Origin of the sequence: Curtobacterium sp. BRB10, assembly GCF_031844325.1 — a bacterium.
Taxonomy (GTDB): domain Bacteria; phylum Actinomycetota; class Actinomycetes; order Actinomycetales; family Microbacteriaceae; genus Curtobacterium; species Curtobacterium poinsettiae_A.
Genome location: NZ_JAUZVA010000005.1, coordinates 18082 through 39260, shown reverse-complemented (window position 1 = coordinate 39260; position 21179 = coordinate 18082). Strand labels below are relative to the sequence as shown.

Sequence of the window (21179 nt, the reverse complement as noted above, 5' to 3'; positions counted from 1 at the left end):
GCACCGGGCCTCCCGTTCGGAGACGCTCGCGTCTACGGCTTGGTGGCCGCGTCGATCGTGTTCTCGGCGATCGTGTCCTCTTCACGCCCGGGCGTGCGGAGGTTCCACTTCTTGATCACGAAACTGAACAGGAAGTAGTAGACGACCGCGTAGCCCAGGCCGATCGGGATGAGCCAGATCGCTCCGTCCGCCTTGCCGAAGTTCAGCACGTAGTCGATCGCACCGGCCGAGAACGAGAACCCGTCGTGGATCCCGAGGGCGTTCACCAGCGCGAGCGAGGTACCCGTGAGCACCGCGTGGATGATGTACAGCGGGAACGCCACGAACATGAACGAGTACTCGAGCGGCTCGGTGATGCCCGTGACGAACGAGGTCAGTGCGGCGGAGATCATGATGCCGCCGACGAGCTTGCGGTTCTGCGGCTTGGCGTTGCGCCAGATCGCCAGGGCACCGGCGGGCAGCGCGAACATCATGATCGGGAAGAAGCCGGTCTGGAAGATGCCGGCGGTCGGATCGCCCGCGAGGAAGCGCGGGATGTCACCGTGCACGAGGTCGCCGGCCGCGTTGGTGAAACTGCCGAGCTGGAACCACGGGAAGAAGTTGAGCAGCTGGTGCAGCCCGATCGGGATGAGCATGCGGTTCGCGAACCCGAAGATGCCGCCGCCGATCACGGCGTTGTCGGCGACCGCGGTGCCGGCTGCCGTCAGCGCGATGTCGAAGTAGCGGTACACGAAGGACATCGCGACGGCGATGACGAGACCGGCAGCAGCGGTGAGGATCGGGACGAGGCGGCGACCCGAGAAGAACCCGAGGAAGTCGGGCATCTTCGTGCGGTGGAACCTCTCCCACATCACAGCGGAGACGAGCCCCATCACGATGCCGCCGAGCACGCCGTAGTTGATCGTGGCCTGCTCGCCGTTGGCGTTCTTGACCCCCGCCAGGACGACCGGCGACATCACGGCGAACACCTCGTACATGACCATGTAGCCGACGACCGCCGCGAGCGCGGTGGTGCCGTCCGACTTCTTGGCCCACCCGATCGCGATGCCCACCGCGAACAGCAGCGGGAGCCAGGTGAAGATCGCCTGGCCGGCGGCCGAGATGACCCCCGCGCCGGTCTCGAAGCCGGGGATCGCGCCGAGGAGGTCCGGCTGGCCGATGCGGTTCAGGATGCCCGCTGCGGGCATGACCGCGATCGGCAGGAGCAGGCTCCGTCCGAGGCGCTGGGCCTGCGCGAACAGCCGTGACTGCTTCTTCGGCTTCTTCTTCTCCGGCACATCCGTGGCAGTGGTGGCGCTCATCGGAGGTCCTCTCGTCATTGGGTGGAGCTGTCGGGGTGAGTTGAGTCGTGCAGCCAGCGCAGGTAACCTCGGCGGTGTCGCCAGGTCCGGTCCTGTCCGGTCATAACCAGTTCCGTAGTCTGATCCGCGAGCGGTCCGGTGTCAACCCGCGACGCAAACCCTTAACGAGGAGGAAACGATGGCCGACATCAAGGCAGCCGACATCATCGCCGCACTCGGCGGTGCCGAGAACATCGAAGAGGTCGAGGGCTGCATCACGCGCCTCCGCGTCGAGGTCGAGGACGGGGACCTGGTCGACAAGGCCGCCCTGCAGGCAGCCGGAGCCCAGGCCGTGATCGGCGGCGGCACCGGCTGGCAGGTCATCGTCGGCACGGTCGCCGACAACCTCGCCCAGGACATCCAGGACGAACTGTGACCGTCGTCCGTACGCCGTTCGGCGGCCCGGTCGTCGCCCTCGCCGACGTGCCCGACCCGGTGTTCGCCGGGCAGCTGGTCGGTGCCGGCGTCGCGGTCGACCCGACGGGCGTCGATGGCGCGGTCACCGCGGTGGCCCCGGTCGACGGCATCATCGTCAAGCTGCACCCCCACGCGTTCGCCCTGCAGGGCGCCGCCGGCACCGACGTCCTGGTGCACGTCGGCATCGACACCGTGAAGCTGTCGGGCGAAGGCTTCGAGCTCCTCGCGACCGAGGGCGACACCGTCACCGCCGGTGACCCCGTCGTCCGGTTCACCCCCTCGGTGATCTCGGCCGCCGGGTACTCGCCGATCTGCCCGGTCGTCGTGCTCGGCTCGACGCCGGACAGCGTCGACCAGGGGACGGTCGGCACCACGGTGCTCGACGGCGACATCCTCTTCGAGGTCTGAGGCCACTTCCCCCTTCGAGAGCGACCGCGTGCTGCAGAACAACCGCAGGACACGGTCGCTTTCGCGTTGCTCGGCGGCTACGCGACCGCGGGGGTCGCGGTGACCTCCATCTGCACGCGGTAGCGGTCCGAGCGGTACCAGCTGCGGGTGTGCTCCACGGGTCGTTCCCCGGCGTACGACACCCGGTCGAACTCGAGCACCGGCGCGCCGGTCTTCGTCCCGAGCAACGTCGCGACGTCGTCGGCCGCCGGGTTCGCCGCGACGGTCTGCTGCGCGCGGTCGATCGGGGTGCCGTACTCCGTGGCGATGATCGAGTACACCGACCCGGACAGGTCGTGGTCGAGCAGGCCCGGGAACGCATCGGCAACGAGCCAGGCGTCGTCGATCGACACCGGGGCACCGTCGGCCATCCGCAGGCGCTTCACGTGGAAGGCCGGCACGTCCGGCTCGATCCGCAGGGCCGCGGCGGTGTCGGCCGGCGGCACGCGTTCCTCGCGCACGAGCACCACGGTTGTCGGCTCGTGTCCCATCGCCCGCATCTCCTCGGTGAACGAGGCGAGGTGCAGCGTCGACTGCACGGGCCGGTGTGCCACGAAGGTGCCCTTGCCGCGGACGCGCTCCAGGTAGCCCTCGTTGACCAGCTGCCCGAGGGCTTCACGCACGGTGATCCGCGAGACGCCGTACTCGGCGATGAGCTGACGTTCGGACGGGATCGCGGCACCGGGAGCCAGGCGCGTGGTGACGAGGTCCAGCAGGATGCGCCGCAACTGCTGGTGCTTCGGTTCGGCACCCTCGGTGATGCGGCTCGTCATGCGTCCCTCGTGCTCCGTTGCTGGTCCTGGGCGGTGGTCATGCGCGGACATGACCAGTTCCCATCACAGTAGCGAGTCAGGCCGGGAAGACCAACGTGCGCGGTGTCGAAGGGCGGAGACGGTGCTCAGGCGTTGGCGACGAGCCAGGCGAACTGCTCGTCGGAGAGCAGCCGATCGGTCCAGACCTGCCCGTCGACGCCGGCGGCCGCACGGTTCTGCGCGGCCGGAGCCCCCTGCCACACCAGTGACAGCCCCGCACGACGCAGCACGGCTGCAGAAGCAGGGTTGTTCGTGAGCACCCGGCCGGTCACCGGGACGCCAGGAGCAGTGTCGGCGGCGGCACGGACGGCAGCCAGGGCGATCTCGGACGCGAAGCCCTGCCCCCATGCCGCGGGCGCCAGTCGGTAGCCGAGGTTCCAGACCCCACCGGCGGTCATGTCGACCCCACCGACACCGACGAAGGCGTGGTCGAAGGCGCTGCGGACCGCCCAGGACCCGAGGCCGTGGCGCGCACGACCGCCGATCTTGCGCTGCACCATGTCCACGCTCGAGCTCCGCGCCACGTGCCGACCCGTGGGCAGGTGCTGCCACGTGCGGGCGTCCGAGAAGAGCGCATGCACGTCGTCGATGTCGGCCGGGGTCAGCGGGGCGAGCAGGAGGCGATCCGTTCGGATCTCCTGCGAGGGGGTCAGGAGCTGGTGGACCATGCACCGATCATGCCGCCGACCCCCGACATCCGTGTGAACACCACGCGACGTTTGCGGAAGCCCGCAGATGGTGAGCAGGAATGGTCGAGTCGCTCGGAGCAACTCGACCATTTCCGCTCACGAAGCGGAACGACCGCCGAGACAGCCCCTGACCGGCGCTCAGTCGAGCAGGAGCGCGGGCTCCTCGAGCACCGAGGCGACGTCGTGCACGAAGCGGGACGCCACGTCACCGTCGACGACCCGGTGGTCGAACGAGGCACCGATGGTCGTCACCATGCGTGAGCGGACCTCGCCGTCGACGACCCACGGCTTCGGCTTGATCGTGCCCATGGCGACGATCGCGACCTCGCCCGGGTTGAGGATCGGGGTCCCGGTGTCCATGCCGAACACACCGATGTTCGTGATCGACACCGTGCCGTTCGCCATCTGCTTCGGCGTGGTCTTGCCGTCGCGGGCGGTCAGGGTGAGCTCCTCGAGCGCCTGTGCCAGCTCGAGCAGCGACATGTCCTGCGCGTCCTTGATGTTCGGCACGATGAGCCCGCGCGGGGTCGCCGCGGCGATGCCGAGGTTCACGAAGTGGTGGACGATGATCTCGCGGTCGGTCCAGGTCGAGTTCACCGAGCGGTTGCGGCGGACGGCCCAGATGACGGCCTTCGCGACGATCAGCAGCGGTGAGACCTTGACGCCGGCGAACGTCGGCGAGGCCTTGAGCCGCTTGACGAACTCCATCGTGTGGGTCGCGTCGACGTCGACGAACAGCGACACGTGGGGTGCCGTGAACGCGGACGTCGTCATCGCGGTGGCGATGGCCTTGCGGACACCCTTGACCGGGATCGTCTCGCTGCGGACCTCGCCCCACTCGGGCGTCTCGATGTTCCGGAAGACGCTGGCCTGCTTCGCGTGCCGGATGACGTCGTCGCGGGTGACCTCGCCGGCCAGACCGGTCGCGACGATCTCGGTCAGTTCGACGCCGAGGTCCTTCGCGAGCTTCCGGATCGGCGGCTTCGCCAGCACGTTGGTCGCGGCGCTCTGCTTGCGACCGGACCCCGACCCGAGCGCGGAGATCGCCTCGGCGGTGCTCTCCTCACCCGGGTCGACGGATGCTTCGGCCGCCGCGGCGGTGTCCACACTGGAGGCGCGACTCGCCTCGGCCGCGAGCGCTGCGGCCCGGCGGGCGCCCGGCTTGCGACGGGAGGGCGACGAGGTCGCCGAGCCGTAGCCGACGAGGACGGCGCCGGAGGACTCGTCGGTGCCCTGGACGGAGGCGTCGACGGCGACCGGCTGGACCGGCGCCGCAGCCGGGGCAGGCGCGACCGGAGCGGGGGCAGCAGCGCGTGCCGGAGCGGGCGGGGTCTGCGCGACCGGCGCCGACGGCGCTGCGGGTGCTGGCGGGGTGGCCGCGACCACCGGCGAGACGGGTGCGGTCTCGGCGACGGGCGCCGCGCCTCCAGGCTGCTCAGCAGGCGGCGTGAGGGCCGCACCGGACGCGACCGAGGCGTCCGAGTCGACGCGGATGATCGGCTTGCCGACCTCGACCGTGTCACCCTCGGACACGAGCAGACCCGTGACGGTGCCGGCGAACGGCGAGGGCAGCTCGACGAGCGACTTCGCGGTCTCGATCTCGACGAGCACCTGGTCGACGGCGATCTCGTCCCCGATCGCGACGCGCCACTGCACGATCTCGGCCTCGGTGAGACCTTCACCCACGTCGGGCAGGGGGAATTCGGCGGCGGCCACTATGGCTCCTTCGTGGATCTGGTCGAGCTCGGTCGGACGGGTCCTCGGTCGGACGGGTCAGTAGGCGAGGGCGCGGTCGACGGCCTCGAGGATGCGGTCGGCGTCCGGCAGGTGCAGGTGCTCCAACTTCGAGACCGGGAACGGCACGTCGAACCCGGACACCCGCAGTGGCGGCGCCTGCATCGTGTAGAACGCCTTCTCGGCGACCGTGGCGGCGATCTCGCTGCCGACGCTGACGAAGCCGGAGGCCTCCTGCGCGATGACCAGGCGACCGGTCTTGCGGACCGAGGTGAGGATCGGCTCCCAGTCGATGGGCGAGATCGAGCGGAGGTCGATGACCTCGCAGCTCGTGCCCTCGGACTCGGCGAGCTCGGCGGCCTGCATCAGGGTGGCGACCATCGCGCCGTGCCCGACCAGGGTGACCTCGGTGCCGGTGCGGGCGACGCGGGTCGTGTGCATCGGGACGTGGCCGTCGACGAGGTCCACCTGGCCCTTGGGCCAGTAGCGGGACTTCGGCTCGAGGAAGATCACCGGGTCCTTCGACGCGATGGCTTCCTGGATCATCCAGTAGGCGTCGTTCGGGGTGCTCGGGCTGACGACCCGCAGGCCCGGGGTGTGCGCGAAGTACGCCTCGGGGGATTCCTGGTGGTGCTCCACGGCGCCGATGTGGCCGCCGTAGGGGATGCGGATCACGACGGGCAGCGACATGTGCGCCGGCAGCCGATTCGCCATCTTGGCGAGCTGCGAGGTGATCTGGTCGAAGCCGGGCCACACGAAGCCGTCGAACTGGATCTCGACGACCGGGCGGTAGCCGCGCAGCGCGAGACCGATCGCGGTGCCGATGATGCCGGCCTCGGCGAGCGGGGTGTCCCGCACGCGCTCGGCGCCGAAGCGGTCCTGCAGGCCCTCGGTGATGCGGAACACGCCGCCCAGCTGGCCGATGTCCTCGCCCATCAGCAGGACCTTGTCGTCCGCTTCCATGGCCGCGGCGAGTCCGGCGTTGAGGGCCTTGGCCATCGGCAGGGTCGGGGTGGGGTCGCTCGGGACCTCGCCGGCGCCCGGGTGGGAGCGCAGGGTGTAGTCGAAGAGCTGCTCGGTGGTGCTCATGCGTGGGCGCCCCCTTCGAAGCCGGCCTCGTACTGGGTGAGCCAGGCCTTCTGCTCGGCGATCCGCGGGTGCGGTTCGCGGTACACGTTGTCGAACATCACGTCGACGGACGGTGCGGTCAGGGCGACCGTGCGACGTCGGACGTCGGCGGCGATGTCCTCGCCCTCTTCGTCGAACGCGGCGAACTGCTCGTCCGTGGCGCCCTTCGAGCGCAGGTACGCCTCGGACCGGACGATCGGGTCGCGCAGGACCCACTCCTCGAGCTCGCCGTCGGCACGGTACCGGCTCGGGTCGTCGGAGCTGGTGTGCGCGCCGATGCGGTAGGTGTCGGCCTCGATGAAGGCCGGCCCCTGGCCGCTGCGCGCGTGCTCGGTCGCGACGACGGAGGCGGTGTAGGACGCGAGGATGTCGTTGCCGTCGATCAGGACGCTCGGGATCCCGAAGCCGCGCGGGCGGTCGACGAGCGGCGTGGGGGACTGCACCGACACCGGCACCGAGATCGCCCAGTGGTTGTTCTGCAGGAAGAAGACGACCGGTGCCCCGGTGGACGCCGAGAACACGTACGCCTCGTTCACGTCGCCCTGGCTCGTCGCACCGTCGCCGAAGTAGACGATGGAGCAGGCGTCGCGGTCCGGGTCGCCCGTGCCGACGTCGCCGTCGAGCTTCTGGCCGAGCGCGTACCCGGTGGCGTGCAGGGTCTGCGAGCCGATCACCAGGGTGGAGATGTGCGTGTTGCCGCGCTGGTCCGGGTCCCACCCGCCGTGGGTCTGCCCGCGGTACATCGCGATGATCTCCATCGGCTCGACGCCGCGGTGCATGGTGACGGCGTGCTCACGGTAGGACGGGAACACGTGGTCCTGGGCGCGCAGGGCGAAGGCCGAGCCGGTCTGTGCCGCCTCTTGCCCGTGGCTGGGCACCCACAGGCCGAGCTGGCCGGTGCGCTGGAGGTTGTGGCCGGCGTGGTCGAACCGACGGGTGAGCACCATGCGGCGGTGCATCGCCAGCAGGGTCTCGTCCGGGATCGCCCGCGCGGCGGCTGCGAACTCGGCGTTCTCGTCGGTCTCCACGAACCGACCCTGGGGGTCGAGGAGCCGGACGGTGGTCGTCGCGGGAGCCGCGGCGCGGAATGACATGCCGGTCAGCGTAGCGCCAGGCACTAGTCGGCCACCTGGAGGTCCCCCACAAGTGAGCGGGCTGTTTGGAGGAGCGTTTCCACAGCTTCGTGCTCGCCGATCGAGATGCGGATGCCCTCTGGCGGGAAGGCCCGGACGATGATGCCGGCGTCCTCGAACGCCGCCGCCGCGGCGACGGTCCGCTCGCCCGTCGGCAGCCAGAGGAAGTTGCCCTGCGCGTCGGGGACGTCCCAGCCCTGGGCCCGGAGCTCGACGACGATCCGGTCGCGCAGGGTCGCGATCTCGGTCACGCGTTCGAGCAGTTCGTCCTCGCGTTCCAGGCTGGCGAGCGCCGCTGCCTGTCCCTGCGCGGTCACGGACAGTGGGATCGCGCAGGCACGGACGGCGTCGAGCACGTAGTCCGGACCGAGCGCGTAGCCGATCCGGAGGCCGGCGAGTCCGTACGCCTTCGAGAAGGTGCGGAGGACCACGAGGTTCGGGTGCGCGGCGAGCAGCGGGTGGCCGTGCACGGCGGCCTCGTCGGTGACGAACTCCGCGTATGCCTCGTCGAGCACGACCAGCACCGACTGCGGCACCGCGGCCATGAACGCGTCGAACTCCGCAGCGGTCACGGTCGGCCCCGTCGGGTTGTTCGGCGAGCAGACGAGCACCATGCGGGTGCGCTCGGTGACGGCGGCGGCCATGGCGTCGAGGTCGTGCCCGCCGTCCGCGCGGTTCGGCACCTGCACGCTCGTGGCGCCGGCGACCGTGACGACCCCGGGGTACGCCTCGAACGAGCGCCACGCGTAGACGATCTCGTCGCCCGGGCCCGAGGTCGCGCGGGCGAGCTCGTGCAGGATCGCGACACTGCCCGGGGCGACGTGCACCTGCTCGGCGGTCAGCCCGAAGCGGTTGGCCAGCACGGCGCGCAGGGCCAGGGCGGTGGCGTCGGGGTACCGGTTGTACGAGGTCTGGGCCTGCACGGCCTCGACGACCCCGGGGAGCGGCGGGAACGGGTTCTCGTTGCTCGAGAGCTTGAAGGCGGAGTCGGACGCCTGTCGCCCCTGCTTGTACGCGGGGAGGACGGCCACCTCGGGCCGGATGTGCACACGCTGCTCGCTCACGGGTCCAGGCTACCGGCAGGCCCACGGCACCCACGAGGGGAAGCGAGGGCATCATGGGCGCATGCGATTCCTCGTCCGCCTCGTCGTCAACGCCCTCGCGCTCTGGCTCACCACGCTCATCGTCAGCGGCGTCTCCGTGACGCCGTTCGGTGACGGCGGGACCACTGCGACCGTCCTCACCTTCCTGCTCGTGGCGTTCGTGTTCGGGCTCGTGAACGCGGTGATCGGCACGCTCATCCGGATCGTGGCGTTCCCGATCTACATCCTCACGCTCGGGCTCATCTCGTTCGTCGTGAACGCCGTCCTGCTGCTCATCGTCGCGGGCATCTCCGAGGCGTTCGGCTTCGGGCTCGAGGTCGACTCCTTCGGCTGGGGCATCGTCGGCGCCTTCGTGCTCGCGGTCTTCGCCTGGCTGATCGGGCTCTTCGCCCGCCCGGTGCTCAACCGCCAGCGGGCGTGACCCCGGCGGACCTCGCGGAGGACCGGCGCCCTGCGTCATGATGTGCTCATGACCCAGGACGTCGACGCCCCGTTCCGCGTCTCGTTCGTCTGCAGCGGCAACATCTGCCGCTCCCCCATGGCCGGTGTCGTGTTCGCGCAGATCGCCGCGGACGCCGGTCTGGCCGACCGGTTCCAGGTGGAGTCGGCCGGCACGGGCGACTGGCACGTCGGCGAACCCGCCGACGAACGCACGATCGCAGCCCTGGCGGCGCGCGGATACGATGGCAGCAGGCATCGCGCCCGTCAGTTCGACCCGGACCGGTTCCCGGACCTCGACCTGGTGGTCGCACTCGACCGCTCCCACGAGCGCATCCTGCGTTCGTGGGCCCCGACCATGGACGACTCCGCCAAGGTGACGCTCCTGTTGCGGTACGACGCCGCCTGGCCCCAGCAGGCCGACGTGCCGGACCCGTACTACGCGGACCGGCACGAGTTCGACCGAGTACTCTCGACCGTCGAACGGGCCTGCCGGGCGCTCTTCCACCAGCTCGAGCCGGCAGTCCGTCAGGGAGCCCCATGACCCCCCTTCCCCCGCAGCCGATCAGCCCGCTCGACGGGCGCTACTACCCGATCGTGCACACGGTGGGCGAGCACCTCTCCGAGGCCGGCCTCAACCGCGCGCGCATCGTGGTCGAGGTCGAGTGGCTCATCTTCCTGACCGACCACGCGATGTTCACCACCTCGCCGCTCAGCGTCGACGACAAGGCAGCACTGCGCGCGATCGCCTCGACCTTCGGCCAGGACCAGATCGCGGAGCTCGCCGAGATCGAGGCGACGACCCGTCACGACGTCAAGGCCGTCGAGTACTTCGTGCGCCGCCGCCTGTCCGAGCTCGGCCTCGACGCGATCGCCGAGCTCACCCACTTCGCCGCCACCAGCGAAGACGTCAACAACCTGTCCTACGCCCTCACCGTGCGGGACACCGTCGACCAGGTCTGGCTCCCCGGCTTCCGTGCCGTGCTCGAGAAGCTCCGGACGCTCGCCGTCGAGCTGAAGAGCGTGCCGATGCTCTCGCACACCCACGGGCAGCCGGCCACCCCGACGACGCTCGGCAAGGAGCTCGCGGTCGTCGTCTACCGGCTCGAGCGCGTGCTCGCCCAGATCGAGGGCGGCGAGTACCTCGGCAAGTTCTCCGGCGCGACCGGCACGTTCTCGGCACACCTCGCCGCGGACCCCGAGGCCGACTGGCCCGCGCTGTCCCGCGAGTTCGTCGAGGGCCTCGGCCTGACGTGGAACCCGCTCACCACGCAGATCGAGTCGCACGACTGGCAGGCCGAGCTCTACGACCGGGTGCGTCACGCCAACCGGATCCTGCACAACCTGGCCACCGACGTGTGGACCTACATCTCGATGGGGTACTTCACGCAGATCCCCGTCGCGGGTGCCACCGGGTCGTCGACGATGCCGCACAAGATCAACCCGATCAAGTTCGAGAACGCCGAGGCGAACCTCGAGATCTCGTCGGCGCTCTTCTCGACGCTGTCCGAGACCCTCGTGACGAGCCGCCTGCAGCGCGACCTGACCGACTCCACCACGCAGCGGAACATCGGCGTCGCGTTCGGGCACTCGCTGCTCGCGCTCGACAACCTGCGCCGCGGGCTGGGCGAGATCGCCGTGAACGAGGCCAAGCTCGCCGACGACCTCGACCACAACTGGGAGGTCCTCGCCGAGGCGATCCAGACGGTCATCCGCGCCGAGGTCACCGCCGGGCAGTCGAACATCGAGGACCCCTACGCGATGCTCAAGGAGCTCACGCGGGGCAAGCGGGTGAGCCAGCAGGACCTCATCGTGTTCGTGAACCGTCTGGACATCTCCGACGGCGCGAAGGCCCGGCTGACGAACCTGACGCCGGGGACCTACACGGGCCTGGCCGACGAGCTGGTCGACCACCTCGACGTCTGAGCACGACGGGCACGACGGACCGACGGCCGGAAGTCGTCGGTCCGTCATCGGGTCCGCGCCCTGGGGGGGGTGCGGATTCCTGAGCAGTTCGATAGGTTCGTGGTGCTGAGTACATCTCAGCACGGGGGGCGTCGCAGTGGATGCACCCTGTCCACCGACCGGATGGATCTCCACACCGTGCTTCGTTCTCGCATCACCGCGGCCGCCGTCGGCGCCACCGTGCTCGGCGTCTCCGCCGCCCTCGTCCCGACGGTCTCGACCGCCCTCGTGACGAACACCGCTGCTTCGGCCATCGTCACCTGGACCGATTCGGCCGACGACTTCACCGCCGCGCCGACCGGCACCTTCCCGCTGACCGACCAGTGGTACTGGGCGTCCGTGACCGACCTGGACGGCGGCGGTTCGATCACCGACCACGCCACGCTCGACGAGGACGGGTTGTCCGTCTCCGAGGGCGAGGCCGTCGGCCTGGTCCGCGGCCTCAACGCCCCCGTGCCCGCGAGCAGCGTCCCCGCCCTCGCCGCCGGCATCAGCATGACGACCACCGGGGCGACGAGCTTCGGTCTCGCGGTCCAGGAGGGCGGCGACACCAGCGCGCAGACCGTCGTCTTCGCCACGGACGCACCTGAGACCGGTGACGGCGTCGGCGTCGTCGACGGCACCAGCAACTGGATCGACCCCGCGACCGGCGAGGTCGAGTCGACGACGGAGCTCACCGCCGACCTCGAGGCCGCCGACGCGCAGGTCGTCGGGTACGTCGTCTACGTCGGCATCGACGTCGCCGCCGACACCACGGCACCGCCGACGACCGAGCCGACCGAGACGCCCGCTCCGACCGACGGGCCCACCCCGGCCCCGACCGTCGACGGCACCCCGGCACCGAGCGCGCTGCCCAGCAGCGAGCTGCAGAGCCTCGCCGCCCCGCTCGAGGCGAACGGCCAGGCCCTCGCCGCCGACGCCAGCGGTTCGATCTCCGCGCTGCGCATCGACGACACCACGACGTACTTCACGCCGCAGCCCACCGCGACCGCCGACGCGCCCACGTCCGTGCGCGTTTCGCAGACCCTCACCGGATTCCAGGTGATCGGTGCGGGCTTCGCCCCGAACGAGTCCGTCGACGCGACCGTCACGCAGGGCGGCGAGACCTACTCGATCCGCACCAACGCTTCGGTGGCGGACGATGAGGGCGACGTCGTCGTCGTGGTGGTCCTGCCCGAGGGTGCCGTGAGCGCCGGCGCGTACACCGCCACGCTCGAAGGCCGGTCGTCGAGCCAGACCGCTTCGGCCGACGGCTCCTTCATCGCCGACCCGGCCGCTGCCGGTGACCCGGGCACGGCACCGGTCGCCGTCCCGGTGCCCGGAACGGCGAACTTCACGGGCTGATCTTGCCGATCCTCCCGACCGAGCCACGGCGGCGTGCGACTGTGATCGCCGCCGCCGTGGCCGTCGTCTGCGCGGGGGCCGTCGCGTTCGTCGCGCTCGGTCCCCTGTCAGCCGCGCCCGCACCGACACCGACCCGGTCCGTCGCGTTACCGACGCCGACCCCGACGACGACGCCGGAGCCGACCCGGTCGGCAGCACCGGTCGACGCGGTCGACGCTCCGGCCAGCACCACGGTCGCCGCCGTCACCGGCGCGTCCGTCCCGGTCAGCGCGAGCGCGGGCGGCACGGCGACGCAGACCCTCGTGAACCCGCAGGCGTCCGGTGCCCCGCTCGTCTTCCGGGTCGTCGACCAGCAGGACGGTTGGGCCGAGGTACAGCTCGCACAGCGCCCGAACGGCAGCACGGGCTGGGTGCCGACCAGTGCCGTCACCCTGTCCGAGGACCCGTACGCGGTCGTCGTCACCCGCTCGACGAAGACCCTCGACCTGTACAAGGCCGGCAAGGTCGTCGACAGGTACCCCGTCGCCACCGGCACCGGCGGTACCCCGACGCCGACGGGCCGGTACGCCCTGACCGAGCTGCTCGCGCCGACCAACGAGGGCTACGGCCCCTACGCGTACGGCACGACCGCGTTCTCGGACGTGCTCAACTCGTTCGGCGGTGGCCCCGGGCAGATCGGCCTGCACGGCACGGACGACACGTCGAGCATCGGCACCGCCGCCTCGCACGGCTGCATCCGCATGCACAACGACGACATCACGGCCCTCGCGGAGCTCCTGCCGCTCGGCACGCCGTTCCAGGTGCGCTGACGTTCCAGGTGCGCTGACGTTCCAGGTGCGCTGACGTTCCAGGTGCGCTGACGTTCCAGGTGCGCTGACGTTCCAGGGGCGCTGACGCGCGGCCTGGAGGCACGGCGTGCGCCCGGCAGTGGGCGCCACCGTCTCAGGTGGTGACGTCCAGGGCCACGGCGACCAGCGCCTCCAGGACGGTGCGCACCACGGGACGGACGGCACGGTCGGGGCGGACCAGCGCCTCGATGCGGCGTCCGGCACGGACGTCGGCGAGCTCCGCCAGGTGGAAGCGCCCGGCGGCCCGCGTCCCCGACGTGTACCGCGGGACGAGTGCGATGCCGTGACCGGCCGCCACCAGGTTCTCGATCACCGGCAGGTGGATCGTGCGGAACGCGACGCTCGGCGGGGTGTCCGTCGCCGCGGCCATCGCGTGCAGCACCCGGTCGATCGGGTACCCCTCTGGCACGCCGATCCACCGTTCCCCGACGACCTCGTCGATGCCCACGCGTGCGCGGCCTGCCAGGGCGTGCCCGGGCGGCAGGGCGACGTCGAGGGGTTCGCGGAGCAGCGGCACGGTGTCGACCGATCCCTGGTCCGCCGGGCGGACGCCGTCCGACCGGTGCCCGACGACCACGTCGTGGTCGGCCGCGAGCGGTGCGAACTCCCCTTCGCTGACGTCCACGTCGACCAGGGTCAGCGCGATGCCCGGGTGCGCCTGCATCCGGGTGAGCACGCCGGGCAGCAGCAGTTCCGCCGCGGACGGGAAGATCGCCAGGGACACCGGTCCGGTCGTGCCGCCGAGGTGTTCCTGCCAGGCGGCGTCCACCCGCGCGATCGCGGTCGCGACCCCGGACGCCAGCCCCGCGAGCACGACGCCGTGCGGGGTCAACCGGACGCCGCGCCCGACGCGTTCGACCAGCGGGACGCCGACCTGCCGCTGCAGCGTCTGCAGCTGCTGGGAGACGGCGCTCGGCGTGCGGTGGGTGGCCTCGGCGACAGCCGTGACGCTGCCGCGCTCGGCGAGCTCCCGCAGGACCGCCAGCAGCTGCACGTCGAAGTCGACCATGCAGGGACCCTACATCGTGGATCGTGAAGGTTTCGATGGACCTACAACGTCGAGCCCAGGACGATGGGGAGCATGACCACTCGAGACCGCCTCCTCGCCGTCGTCGTCGCCGTGGTCTGGGGACTGAACTTCCCCGCGACGGCGCTCGCGCTCGAGCACTTCCCCCCGTTCCTGCTCGCAGCGCTGCGGTTCACGATCCTGGCGGTCCCGACGCTGCTGTTCGTGCCGCGACCGCGGATCCCGTTCGGGCGACTGCTGCTCGTCGGCCTCGGGCTCGGTGTGCTGCAGTTCTCGTTCCTGTACCTCAGCATGGCGTCCGGGATGCCGTCGGGGTTGGCCTCGCTCGTGCTGCAGGCCTCCGCGCCGTTCACGGTGGTGCTGGCCGGGGTGTTCCTGCGCGAGCGGCTGACCGGCCGGCAGGTCGTCGGGGTCACCGTCGCCGTGGCCGCCCTGGGCGCGATCGCCCTGCACCGGTCGCAGACCGCCGCGCTGCTGCCCGTCGTGCTCGCGCTGTGCGGTGCGCTCGGGTGGGCGATCGGCAACGTCGCGACCCGACGGGCGGGGGCCGCGAACCCGCTGCACCTGACCCTGTGGTGGTCGGTCGTGCCACCCGTGCCGATGGCCGTGCTGTCGCTCGTGGTCGAGGGCCCGGACCGCATCGGGACCGCGCTCGGCTCCGCGTTCACGGCGGCGGCACTGCCGGCCGACCTCGGCCTGCTCTACATCGTGGTCGTCGCGACCCTGGTGGGCTACGGCATCTGGTCGCGACTGCTGGCGACCTACCCCTCGAGCACGGTCGCGCCGTTCTCGATGCTCGTGCCCGTGGTCGGGGTGCTCGCGTCGTGGGCGGCCTTCGGCGAGGTGCCCGACCTGGTCGAGGTGCTCGCCGGCGCCGTCGTCGTGGCCGCCGTGCTGTGGTCGTCACGTCCGGCGCGGGACCGCGGGCCGCGGCCGGCCACCGCGGCCGCCGCCGCAGTCGTGTCGCCGAGGTCGCACGACGTGCCGCCCGGACCGATCGCGAGCGGCAGTCCGCGCGATCTCGACCCGGCACTCAGCCCCGGTGCTGGCGACGCTCCGCGATGATCCCGGCGAGCGCCCCACGCAGGTGCGGGTACCGGAACTCGTAGCCCGCCTGGGTCAACCGGGTCGGCACCACCCACCGGCTCTTCAGCACGAGTTCGGTCTCGGTGCGGATCGCGAACGACCCGAGTTCGAGCATCCACCGCCAGGTCGGCACCCCGAACCGGCGTCCGACGGCGTCGCGGATGGTCGCCATCACGGTGCGGTTGTCGGACGGGTTCGGGCTCGAGATGTTCACCGGCCCCTCGATCTCCGGGTGGTCGCGGAGGAACCGGATCGACCCGAGGACGTCGGCGATGTGCACCCAGCTGAAGCGCTGCCGACCGTGGGTGGGCCGGTGGTGGTGGTACGTGCCGGCGCGGAGCCGGGAGCGCGTCGGCACCCACGGGCCGTCGTACTGCGGCCCGCCGAGGCCGGCCTGCGCGAGCCGCAGGAGCGGCAGCAGCGCGCTGCCGTCGCCGAACACGATCGCCATCCGGAGCGCCACACGGCGGGTGCCGGGCAGGTCGGCGCCGAAGAAGGCGTCCTCCCACGCGCGGGCCACGGAGACCGAGAACCCCTCGCCGATCTCGCCGGTCAGTTCGTCCTGTTGTCGGTCGTCAGCGTGCCGGTAGATCGTCGCGGTCGAGGCGTTCAGCCACAGCGGCGGCGGGTGCTCGGCGGTGCGGATGGCCTCGGCGAGCTCGAGCGTGGTGTCCACCCGGGAGCGCATGATCTCGGCGCGGTTGCGTCGTCCGTAGCGGCAGTTGACGCTCTTGCCCGCCATGTTCACGACCATGGCGGCGCCGTCCACGAGTTCCCGGATGCGCATGGTGTTGCCCCACACGGCGTCGCCGGTCCGGCCGATGGTGACGACCTGGTACCCCTCTTGCGTGAAGGCGTCCCGCAGGTACCGCCCCACGAAGCCGCTCGCTCCCGCGATCACGACGCGGCCCTTCTGGTCGCTCATCTCATCCCCGTTCTGTGTCCGGCGCGATCTCGTACCGGAACGCCCCCTCGTACCGGTACAGCGTGCCGAGCACCGGCGCCGCGAGCACCAGGGACACGCGCTGCACGTCCGCTTCGTCATCGAATCGTTCCACGAGCGTCACACGCGGGCTCAGGGCGGCCGGGAGGCGCAGATCACGTCCCAGCACACGGAACGTCACATGCGTGGAGACCAGGCGCAGGGCGCCCGCGTCGGGACCGTCCGCGTCGACCTGCGCCCGGAGCCGGGCGCTGACGCGCCCGTGGCGACCCAGGTGGTCGACCAGGCCGTCGGGTTCGGCGGTGATGGCGTCCACCATCGTCCGGGCCCCGGAACGGAAGTGGAAGGTGCGGTGCGCGCGGACGGCGGGGCGGGCCTCCAGGCTGGGTCCCGATCCGCGGCGGACGCGAGCCGGCCGGTTCTCGACCGTGAACGGGACGTCCCGCTCCCAGACCGGGAACACGACGGAATCGCGGGCGAACACCGCGAGCACCGGCCAGAGCCACCGACGCGGCGTGCCGACGACGCCGAAGACGCCCTCGCCGCGGCCGACGTGACCGGCCGGGACGGGGCCGAAGTACGTGCGGAGCCTGGGGTGCAGCCGGGCCAGCACCTCGGGTGGTGCGGACAGCTCGTAGGGCGACCGGCTCACGGTTCGATCCTGGCATGTCGTCAGTGCTGATCCCTACGATGTCGCACATGGGACACGACCACGGGCACGGCGTCGGGCACGCCTCGGAGCGCGCCCTGCTCATCGCGTTCTGCATCTCGGCGGGCATCCTGCTCGCCGAGGTCGTCGGCGCCGTGGTCACCGGTTCGCTCGCGCTGCTCGTCGACGCCGGGCACATGGTCGTCGACACCGGCGGACTCGGCATCGGGCTCGTCGCGACACGGCTCGCCCGCCGGACGCCGACGGCACAGCGCACCTGGGGCTTCCAGCGGGCCGAGGTCCTCGGGGCCACCGCGCAGGCCGCGATCCTGCTCGCCGTCGGGGTCTACGTGATCATCTCGGCGGTGCAGCGGCTGTTCGTGCCGGAGGAGATCCACTCCGGGCCGCTGCTCGTCTTCGGCATCGTCGGACTCGTCGGCAACCTGGTGGCCTACGCGGTGCTGCTGCGGGCCTCGGGCGAGGGGTTCACCTCGCGCGCCGCCCGGCTCGAGGTCCTCAACGACACCCTCGGCTCGGTCGCCGTCATCATCGCCGCGATCGTGCTGATGCTGACCGGGTGGGAGCGCGCGGACTCCGTCGCCGCGATCCTGATCGGCCTGCTCATCCTGCCCCGGGCGATCCGGCTGCTGCGCGAGACCGCGAACGTGCTGCTCGAGTCGACGCCACCGGGCCTGGACCTCGACGACGTGCGTGGGCACATCCTCGAGCTCGACCACGTCATCGCGGTGCACGACCTGCACGCGACCCTGGTGGCGACCGGGGTGCCGAACCTGACCGCGCACGTGGTCGTCGACGACCACTGCTTCTCGACGGCGCACGCCCCGGCGATCCTCGACGAGCTGCAGCGGTGCGTGGCGGAGCACTTCGACGTGCCGGTGGAGCACTCGACGTTCCAGTTGGAGCCGGTGTCGCACCGGCGGCACGAGTACGAGGTGCACGCGTAGGGACGCGCGCTCGGACGTGTGCGGCCGGGGTCGCTCCGGCTTCGCGACGATCCACCAGGTGATCGACGCGTGGTCTGTCGCAGAACGGGTGTCCGCGGGTGGCGGGTCAGCAGTCGTCGGTGCGCGTGGGGTACGCCGTGATCACCCGGTCGGTGGTGGCCGAGACGATCACCTTGACCCAGGGCTCGTCGTCGGGGCGTGAACCGTCGTCGAACCGGACGGGTGCGGCGTAGCAGACCTTGCCGTCACCGGCGTCGAGCGGGAACCCGGGGCGCGGGTCCTCGAGCGCCGTCTGCACCGCGGTGAGCATGGCGTCGTCCCAGTCGCGGGAGCCGTGCCCGGTGACGACGTCCCGCCAGTCGGCGGTGTGCCGCACCCGGATGTGCTCGTAGCCCTGGGCAGCGGTGCCGCACTGCAGGGTGACGCGGCCCAGCGCCTCGGTGTCGTACTGGGCGACGGCCGCCTGGGTCGTGGAGTCGCACCGTGCGAGGGCGGCGCCGCCGGGCAGGTCCGGCCCGGTGCGGGTGATCGTGACGGTGCCGTCGCCGGAGGCGATCGGCGCGTCGCTGGGCATCCGTGAGGCCGCGCCGGCACCGATGGTCGGGTCGTCCGCGCCCTGCCGCGCCGTCAGGAACAACCCGCCGGCGAGGAGACCGGCGGCCACCACGGCCGCGACGCCGGTGATCACGGGACGGTTGCGGTTCCGGGGCACGCGCCCAGTATGCCGGGAGTGCGACCGCACGACGGAACCGGGTTCCGGACACGGCACCGCGCGATCGCGTGGGTCGGTGTCCGGAACCCGGCTCCGGGATGCGACGGGCGGACGGGAGGCCCGCCACGCGTCAGGCGCGCGCGGCCAGCCGGGTACCGGCGACGACGGCCAGGACGGCGACGAGCACCACGTACCCGATGAGGACGGGGAGCGTCGGGATCACCAGCAGCGCCGCCCCGACGGCCACGACCGGCACGGTGAGCCCGGCGTAGGCGATGAGGAACGTGGCGGCGAGCACGCCGCCCCGACGCTCCGGGCCGACCAGTGCTGCGGCGCTGCCGATCGCGGCGCGGAACAGCAGGCCGACGCCGGCTCCCGCGACGACCCCGCCGCCGATGAACCCGGCGACCTGCAGCAGGACCGCGGCGACGGCGAGGACGACCAGTCCGACGACCAGGAGCAGCATGCCGAGCCGGATCTGCGCACGCTGCCACAGTCGGGCGAAGACGATCTGCGACAGCGCGCTCGCGGCGAAGACCCCGAAGGTCGTGGCTCCGGCGGCCAGGCGGTCGGTGACGTGGAACGTGGTTCCGAGGAAGCTCGGCGCGACCGAGGTGAAGAGGCCCTGCACGGCGAGCGCGGCGAACGCCGCTGCACCGGCGGCCCAGAACGCGGCACCCTGCCCCTCGGGAGCCTGCATGCGCTGCGGGCGGTAGGCCACGGGCTGCTCGGGGCGGTCGACCGTCTCCGGTGCGGCCAGCACGAGCACGAACGCGACCGCCAGCGCGATGACGAACACCACGTAGGGGACCATGAGGGGCTGCCCGACGAACTCGGCGAGCGCTCCACCGACCAGGGCGCCGAGTGACAGCCCACCGAGGTTCACAGCTCCGGCGGCGACGCTCGCGCCCTTCGCGGAGTCGCTCGACCCGGTCGCACGGACCCGGAGCTCGCCGAGGTGCGCCGTCGCGGTCGCCGTCAGCGTCCCGACGCCGAGGCCGGTCACGAGCCGGGCGACGATGAGACCGGTGACGTCGTTCCAGAGCAGGAACAGCACGGCTGCGACGAGCTCGAGGGCGATCGACACCAGGATGAGCGGACGGCGTCCGTGCACGTCGCTGAGGTGTCCCGCCAGGTACAGCGACCCGACGACCCCCACCCCGTACGCCGCGAAGATCACCGTCGTGGTGAACGTCGGGAAGCCGTCGCGGGCCTGGTAGATGACGTAGAGGGGTGCGGGGACGGTCGCGAAGGCCATCACCGCGAGGAACGCGAAGGCGACGGCCCAGAACCCGAAACCGTGGCGCCGACGGGTGTGGACGCGGCGCCCGCGCGGGGCGACGACACGGTCGCTCGCGGATGCGGGAGCGGCGGTGGTGGCGGGGACGGTGCTCGTCGGGGTGTCGGTCACGGTTGACATGCTCCGATGATCGTGCCCAGAGAGCATCGAGTCCAACGGATGCGCTTGATGTGCACCATCGATCTGCTCGATACTCGGACGATGGAGACCCGGCTGCTCGAACAGTTCGTCACCGTCGCGGCCGAGGGCAGCGTCACCCGGGCGGCGGAACGGCTCTGGGCCGCGCAGTCCACGGTGTCCGCGGGCATCGCCTCGCTCGAGCGGAGCTTCGGGGTGCGGCTCTTCGACCGCACCAGCCGACGGCTCGTCCTGACGCCCGCGGGCGAGGACCTGCTCCCCCACGCCCGCGCGGTGCTCGATGCGCTCGACCGGATGCGCGACCTGGCCACCGCCGACGACGCCGACCTGCGCGGCCGGGTGCGGCTCGGCATCTTCACGAGCATGGACATCGTCGACCTGACGGGCGTGCTGCAGCGGTTCCGACGGCAGCACCCGCTCGTCGCCGTGGAGCTGATGACCTCACCGTCGGGGACGACCGGCCTCGTGCAGGACCTGGTCGCCGGGCGGCTCGACATCGCCTACACGGGCCTGCCCACCGTGCCAGCCGGCGTCGTCGTGGAGCCGCTGCGGGAGATGCCGTTCCGGGTGTTCACCGCGTCGGACCACCCGCTGTCCGGCCGGTCGTCGGTGTCGCTCGCCGAACTCGCCGACGAGCCGTTCGTCGACACGGCGCACGGGTTCGGCAACCGGATCATCCTCGACGGAGCACTCGAGCGGCTCGGCATCCGTCGGCGCATCGTCGCGGAGATGAACGACATGCCCGCCGTGATCCGGTTCGCCTCGGCCGGGCTCGGCGTCGGGGTCGTCCCGGACTCGGGGGTGCGGTACGACGGGGCGGTGCTCGAGCTGCGGGATCCGGTCGAGCCGCTCCGCATCGGCCTGGCGGTCCGGACGTCCCCCGAGCCGAGCCGTGCGGTCCGGACGCTGGCGCGCGACATCGTGGCGGCTCGGGTGGGGTGATGCGGGGCGCGCTTCGGTG

At 71.6% G+C, this 21179-nt stretch carries 22 protein-coding genes; 10 read left to right on the top strand and 12 right to left on the bottom strand.

Annotation, left to right across the window (positions count from 1 at the left end):
• Positions 1-32: 32 nt before the first annotated feature.
• Complete coding sequence (locus Q9R26_RS11670; protein WP_182066209.1) at positions 33-1301, bottom strand: PTS transporter subunit EIIC; 1269 nt, start codon at positions 1299-1301, stop codon at positions 33-35.
• A 178-nt stretch (positions 1302-1479) separates the two neighbouring features.
• Between Q9R26_RS11670 and Q9R26_RS11665 the strand changes: the two genes are divergently transcribed.
• Both Q9R26_RS11665 and Q9R26_RS11660 read left to right on the top strand, forming a co-directional pair.
• Positions 1480-1716: a PTS transporter subunit EIIB gene (locus Q9R26_RS11665; RefSeq protein WP_027464959.1), complete on the top strand. Its 237-nt coding sequence runs from the start codon at positions 1480-1482 to the stop codon at positions 1714-1716.
• On the top strand, positions 1713-2165 hold the full coding sequence (locus Q9R26_RS11660; protein WP_209132912.1) for a glucose PTS transporter subunit IIA: 453 nt from the start codon (positions 1713-1715) through the stop codon (positions 2163-2165). The genes Q9R26_RS11665 and Q9R26_RS11660 overlap by 4 nt, the downstream gene beginning before the upstream one ends.
• 77 nt (positions 2166-2242) lie before the next feature.
• Here the strand turns inward: Q9R26_RS11660 and Q9R26_RS11655 are convergent, their stop codons facing one another.
• From Q9R26_RS11655 to Q9R26_RS11630, 6 genes are all read right to left on the bottom strand, one after another.
• Positions 2243-2977, bottom strand: a complete 735-nt coding sequence (locus Q9R26_RS11655; RefSeq protein WP_209132910.1) for a GntR family transcriptional regulator — start codon at positions 2975-2977, stop codon at positions 2243-2245.
• 125 nt (positions 2978-3102) lie between these two features.
• Positions 3103-3684 (bottom strand): GNAT family N-acetyltransferase, encoded by a 582-nt coding sequence (locus tag Q9R26_RS11650; RefSeq protein ID WP_259581336.1) that lies wholly within the window; start codon positions 3682-3684, stop codon positions 3103-3105.
• 159 nt (positions 3685-3843) lie between these two features.
• Entirely contained in the window at positions 3844-5421 is a 1578-nt protein-coding gene (locus Q9R26_RS11645) for a dihydrolipoamide acetyltransferase family protein (RefSeq protein ID WP_311227365.1), read from the bottom strand.
• Positions 5422-5478: 57 nt separating this feature from the next.
• Positions 5479-6438 (bottom strand): alpha-ketoacid dehydrogenase subunit beta, encoded by a 960-nt coding sequence (locus Q9R26_RS11640; RefSeq protein WP_247737432.1) that lies wholly within the window; start codon positions 6436-6438, stop codon positions 5479-5481.
• An 86-nt stretch (positions 6439-6524) separates the two neighbouring features.
• Entirely contained in the window at positions 6525-7661 is a 1137-nt protein-coding gene (locus Q9R26_RS11635; protein WP_182066214.1) for a thiamine pyrophosphate-dependent enzyme, read from the bottom strand.
• A gap of 23 nt (positions 7662-7684) precedes the next feature.
• Positions 7685-8764, bottom strand: coding sequence for a histidinol-phosphate transaminase (locus Q9R26_RS11630; protein ID WP_262139977.1), 1080 nt, complete (start codon positions 8762-8764; stop codon positions 7685-7687).
• 61 nt (positions 8765-8825) lie between these two features.
• On the opposite strand from Q9R26_RS11630, the gene Q9R26_RS11625 reads away from it, so the two are divergent.
• The 5 genes from Q9R26_RS11625 (at position 8826) to Q9R26_RS11605 (ending at position 13359) form a co-directional block, all read left to right on the top strand.
• The gene (locus Q9R26_RS11625; RefSeq protein ID WP_182066216.1) at positions 8826-9224 is read left to right on the top strand and encodes a phage holin family protein; all 399 of its coding nucleotides are present in this window, start codon (positions 8826-8828) and stop codon (positions 9222-9224) included.
• 48 nt (positions 9225-9272) lie between these two features.
• Positions 9273-9785, top strand: a complete 513-nt coding sequence (locus Q9R26_RS11620) for a low molecular weight protein-tyrosine-phosphatase (protein WP_017886476.1) — start codon at positions 9273-9275, stop codon at positions 9783-9785.
• The gene (gene purB, locus Q9R26_RS11615; RefSeq protein ID WP_311227364.1) at positions 9782-11167 is read left to right on the top strand and encodes an adenylosuccinate lyase; all 1386 of its coding nucleotides are present in this window, start codon (positions 9782-9784) and stop codon (positions 11165-11167) included. The genes Q9R26_RS11620 and purB overlap by 4 nt, the downstream gene beginning before the upstream one ends.
• Positions 11168-11344: 177 nt before the next feature.
• Positions 11345-12550: a hypothetical protein gene (locus Q9R26_RS11610; RefSeq protein WP_311227363.1), complete on the top strand. Its 1206-nt coding sequence runs from the start codon at positions 11345-11347 to the stop codon at positions 12548-12550.
• A 2-nt stretch (positions 12551-12552) separates the two neighbouring features.
• Entirely contained in the window at positions 12553-13359 is an 807-nt protein-coding gene (locus Q9R26_RS11605) for a L,D-transpeptidase family protein (protein ID WP_311227362.1), read from the top strand.
• Between the two features lie 133 nt (positions 13360-13492).
• Here the strand turns inward: Q9R26_RS11605 and Q9R26_RS11600 are convergent, their stop codons facing one another.
• On the bottom strand, positions 13493-14407 hold the full coding sequence (locus tag Q9R26_RS11600) for a LysR family transcriptional regulator (protein ID WP_311227361.1): 915 nt from the start codon (positions 14405-14407) through the stop codon (positions 13493-13495).
• A 72-nt stretch (positions 14408-14479) separates the two neighbouring features.
• Between Q9R26_RS11600 and Q9R26_RS11595 the strand changes: the two genes are divergently transcribed.
• Positions 14480-15490: an EamA family transporter gene (locus tag Q9R26_RS11595; RefSeq protein ID WP_259581320.1), complete on the top strand. Its 1011-nt coding sequence runs from the start codon at positions 14480-14482 to the stop codon at positions 15488-15490.
• On the opposite strand, the gene Q9R26_RS11590 is transcribed toward Q9R26_RS11595, so the two are convergent.
• On the bottom strand, positions 15459-16436 hold the full coding sequence (locus Q9R26_RS11590; RefSeq protein ID WP_311227360.1) for a DUF1731 domain-containing protein: 978 nt from the start codon (positions 16434-16436) through the stop codon (positions 15459-15461). The genes Q9R26_RS11595 and Q9R26_RS11590 overlap by 32 nt on opposite strands.
• A 1-nt stretch (position 16437) precedes the next feature.
• Entirely contained in the window at positions 16438-17106 is a 669-nt protein-coding gene (locus Q9R26_RS11585) for a DUF4166 domain-containing protein (protein ID WP_311227359.1), read from the bottom strand.
• 47 nt (positions 17107-17153) lie between these two features.
• Between Q9R26_RS11585 and Q9R26_RS11580 the strand changes: the two genes are divergently transcribed.
• Positions 17154-18068, top strand: coding sequence for a cation diffusion facilitator family transporter (locus Q9R26_RS11580; protein WP_182066224.1), 915 nt, complete (start codon positions 17154-17156; stop codon positions 18066-18068).
• Between the two features lie 106 nt (positions 18069-18174).
• Here Q9R26_RS11580 and Q9R26_RS11575 read toward each other — a convergent pair whose 3' ends face one another.
• A complete protein-coding gene (locus tag Q9R26_RS11575; protein ID WP_209132894.1) occupies positions 18175-18780 on the bottom strand; it encodes a hypothetical protein in 606 nt (201 codons plus the stop codon).
• 130 nt (positions 18781-18910) lie between these two features.
• Positions 18911-20200 (bottom strand): MFS transporter, encoded by a 1290-nt coding sequence (locus Q9R26_RS11570; protein WP_311227358.1) that lies wholly within the window; start codon positions 20198-20200, stop codon positions 18911-18913.
• A gap of 48 nt (positions 20201-20248) precedes the next feature.
• On the opposite strand from Q9R26_RS11570, the gene Q9R26_RS11565 reads away from it, so the two are divergent.
• A complete protein-coding gene (locus Q9R26_RS11565; protein ID WP_311227357.1) occupies positions 20249-21160 on the top strand; it encodes a LysR family transcriptional regulator in 912 nt (303 codons plus the stop codon).
• Positions 21161-21179: the final 19 nt, after the last annotated feature.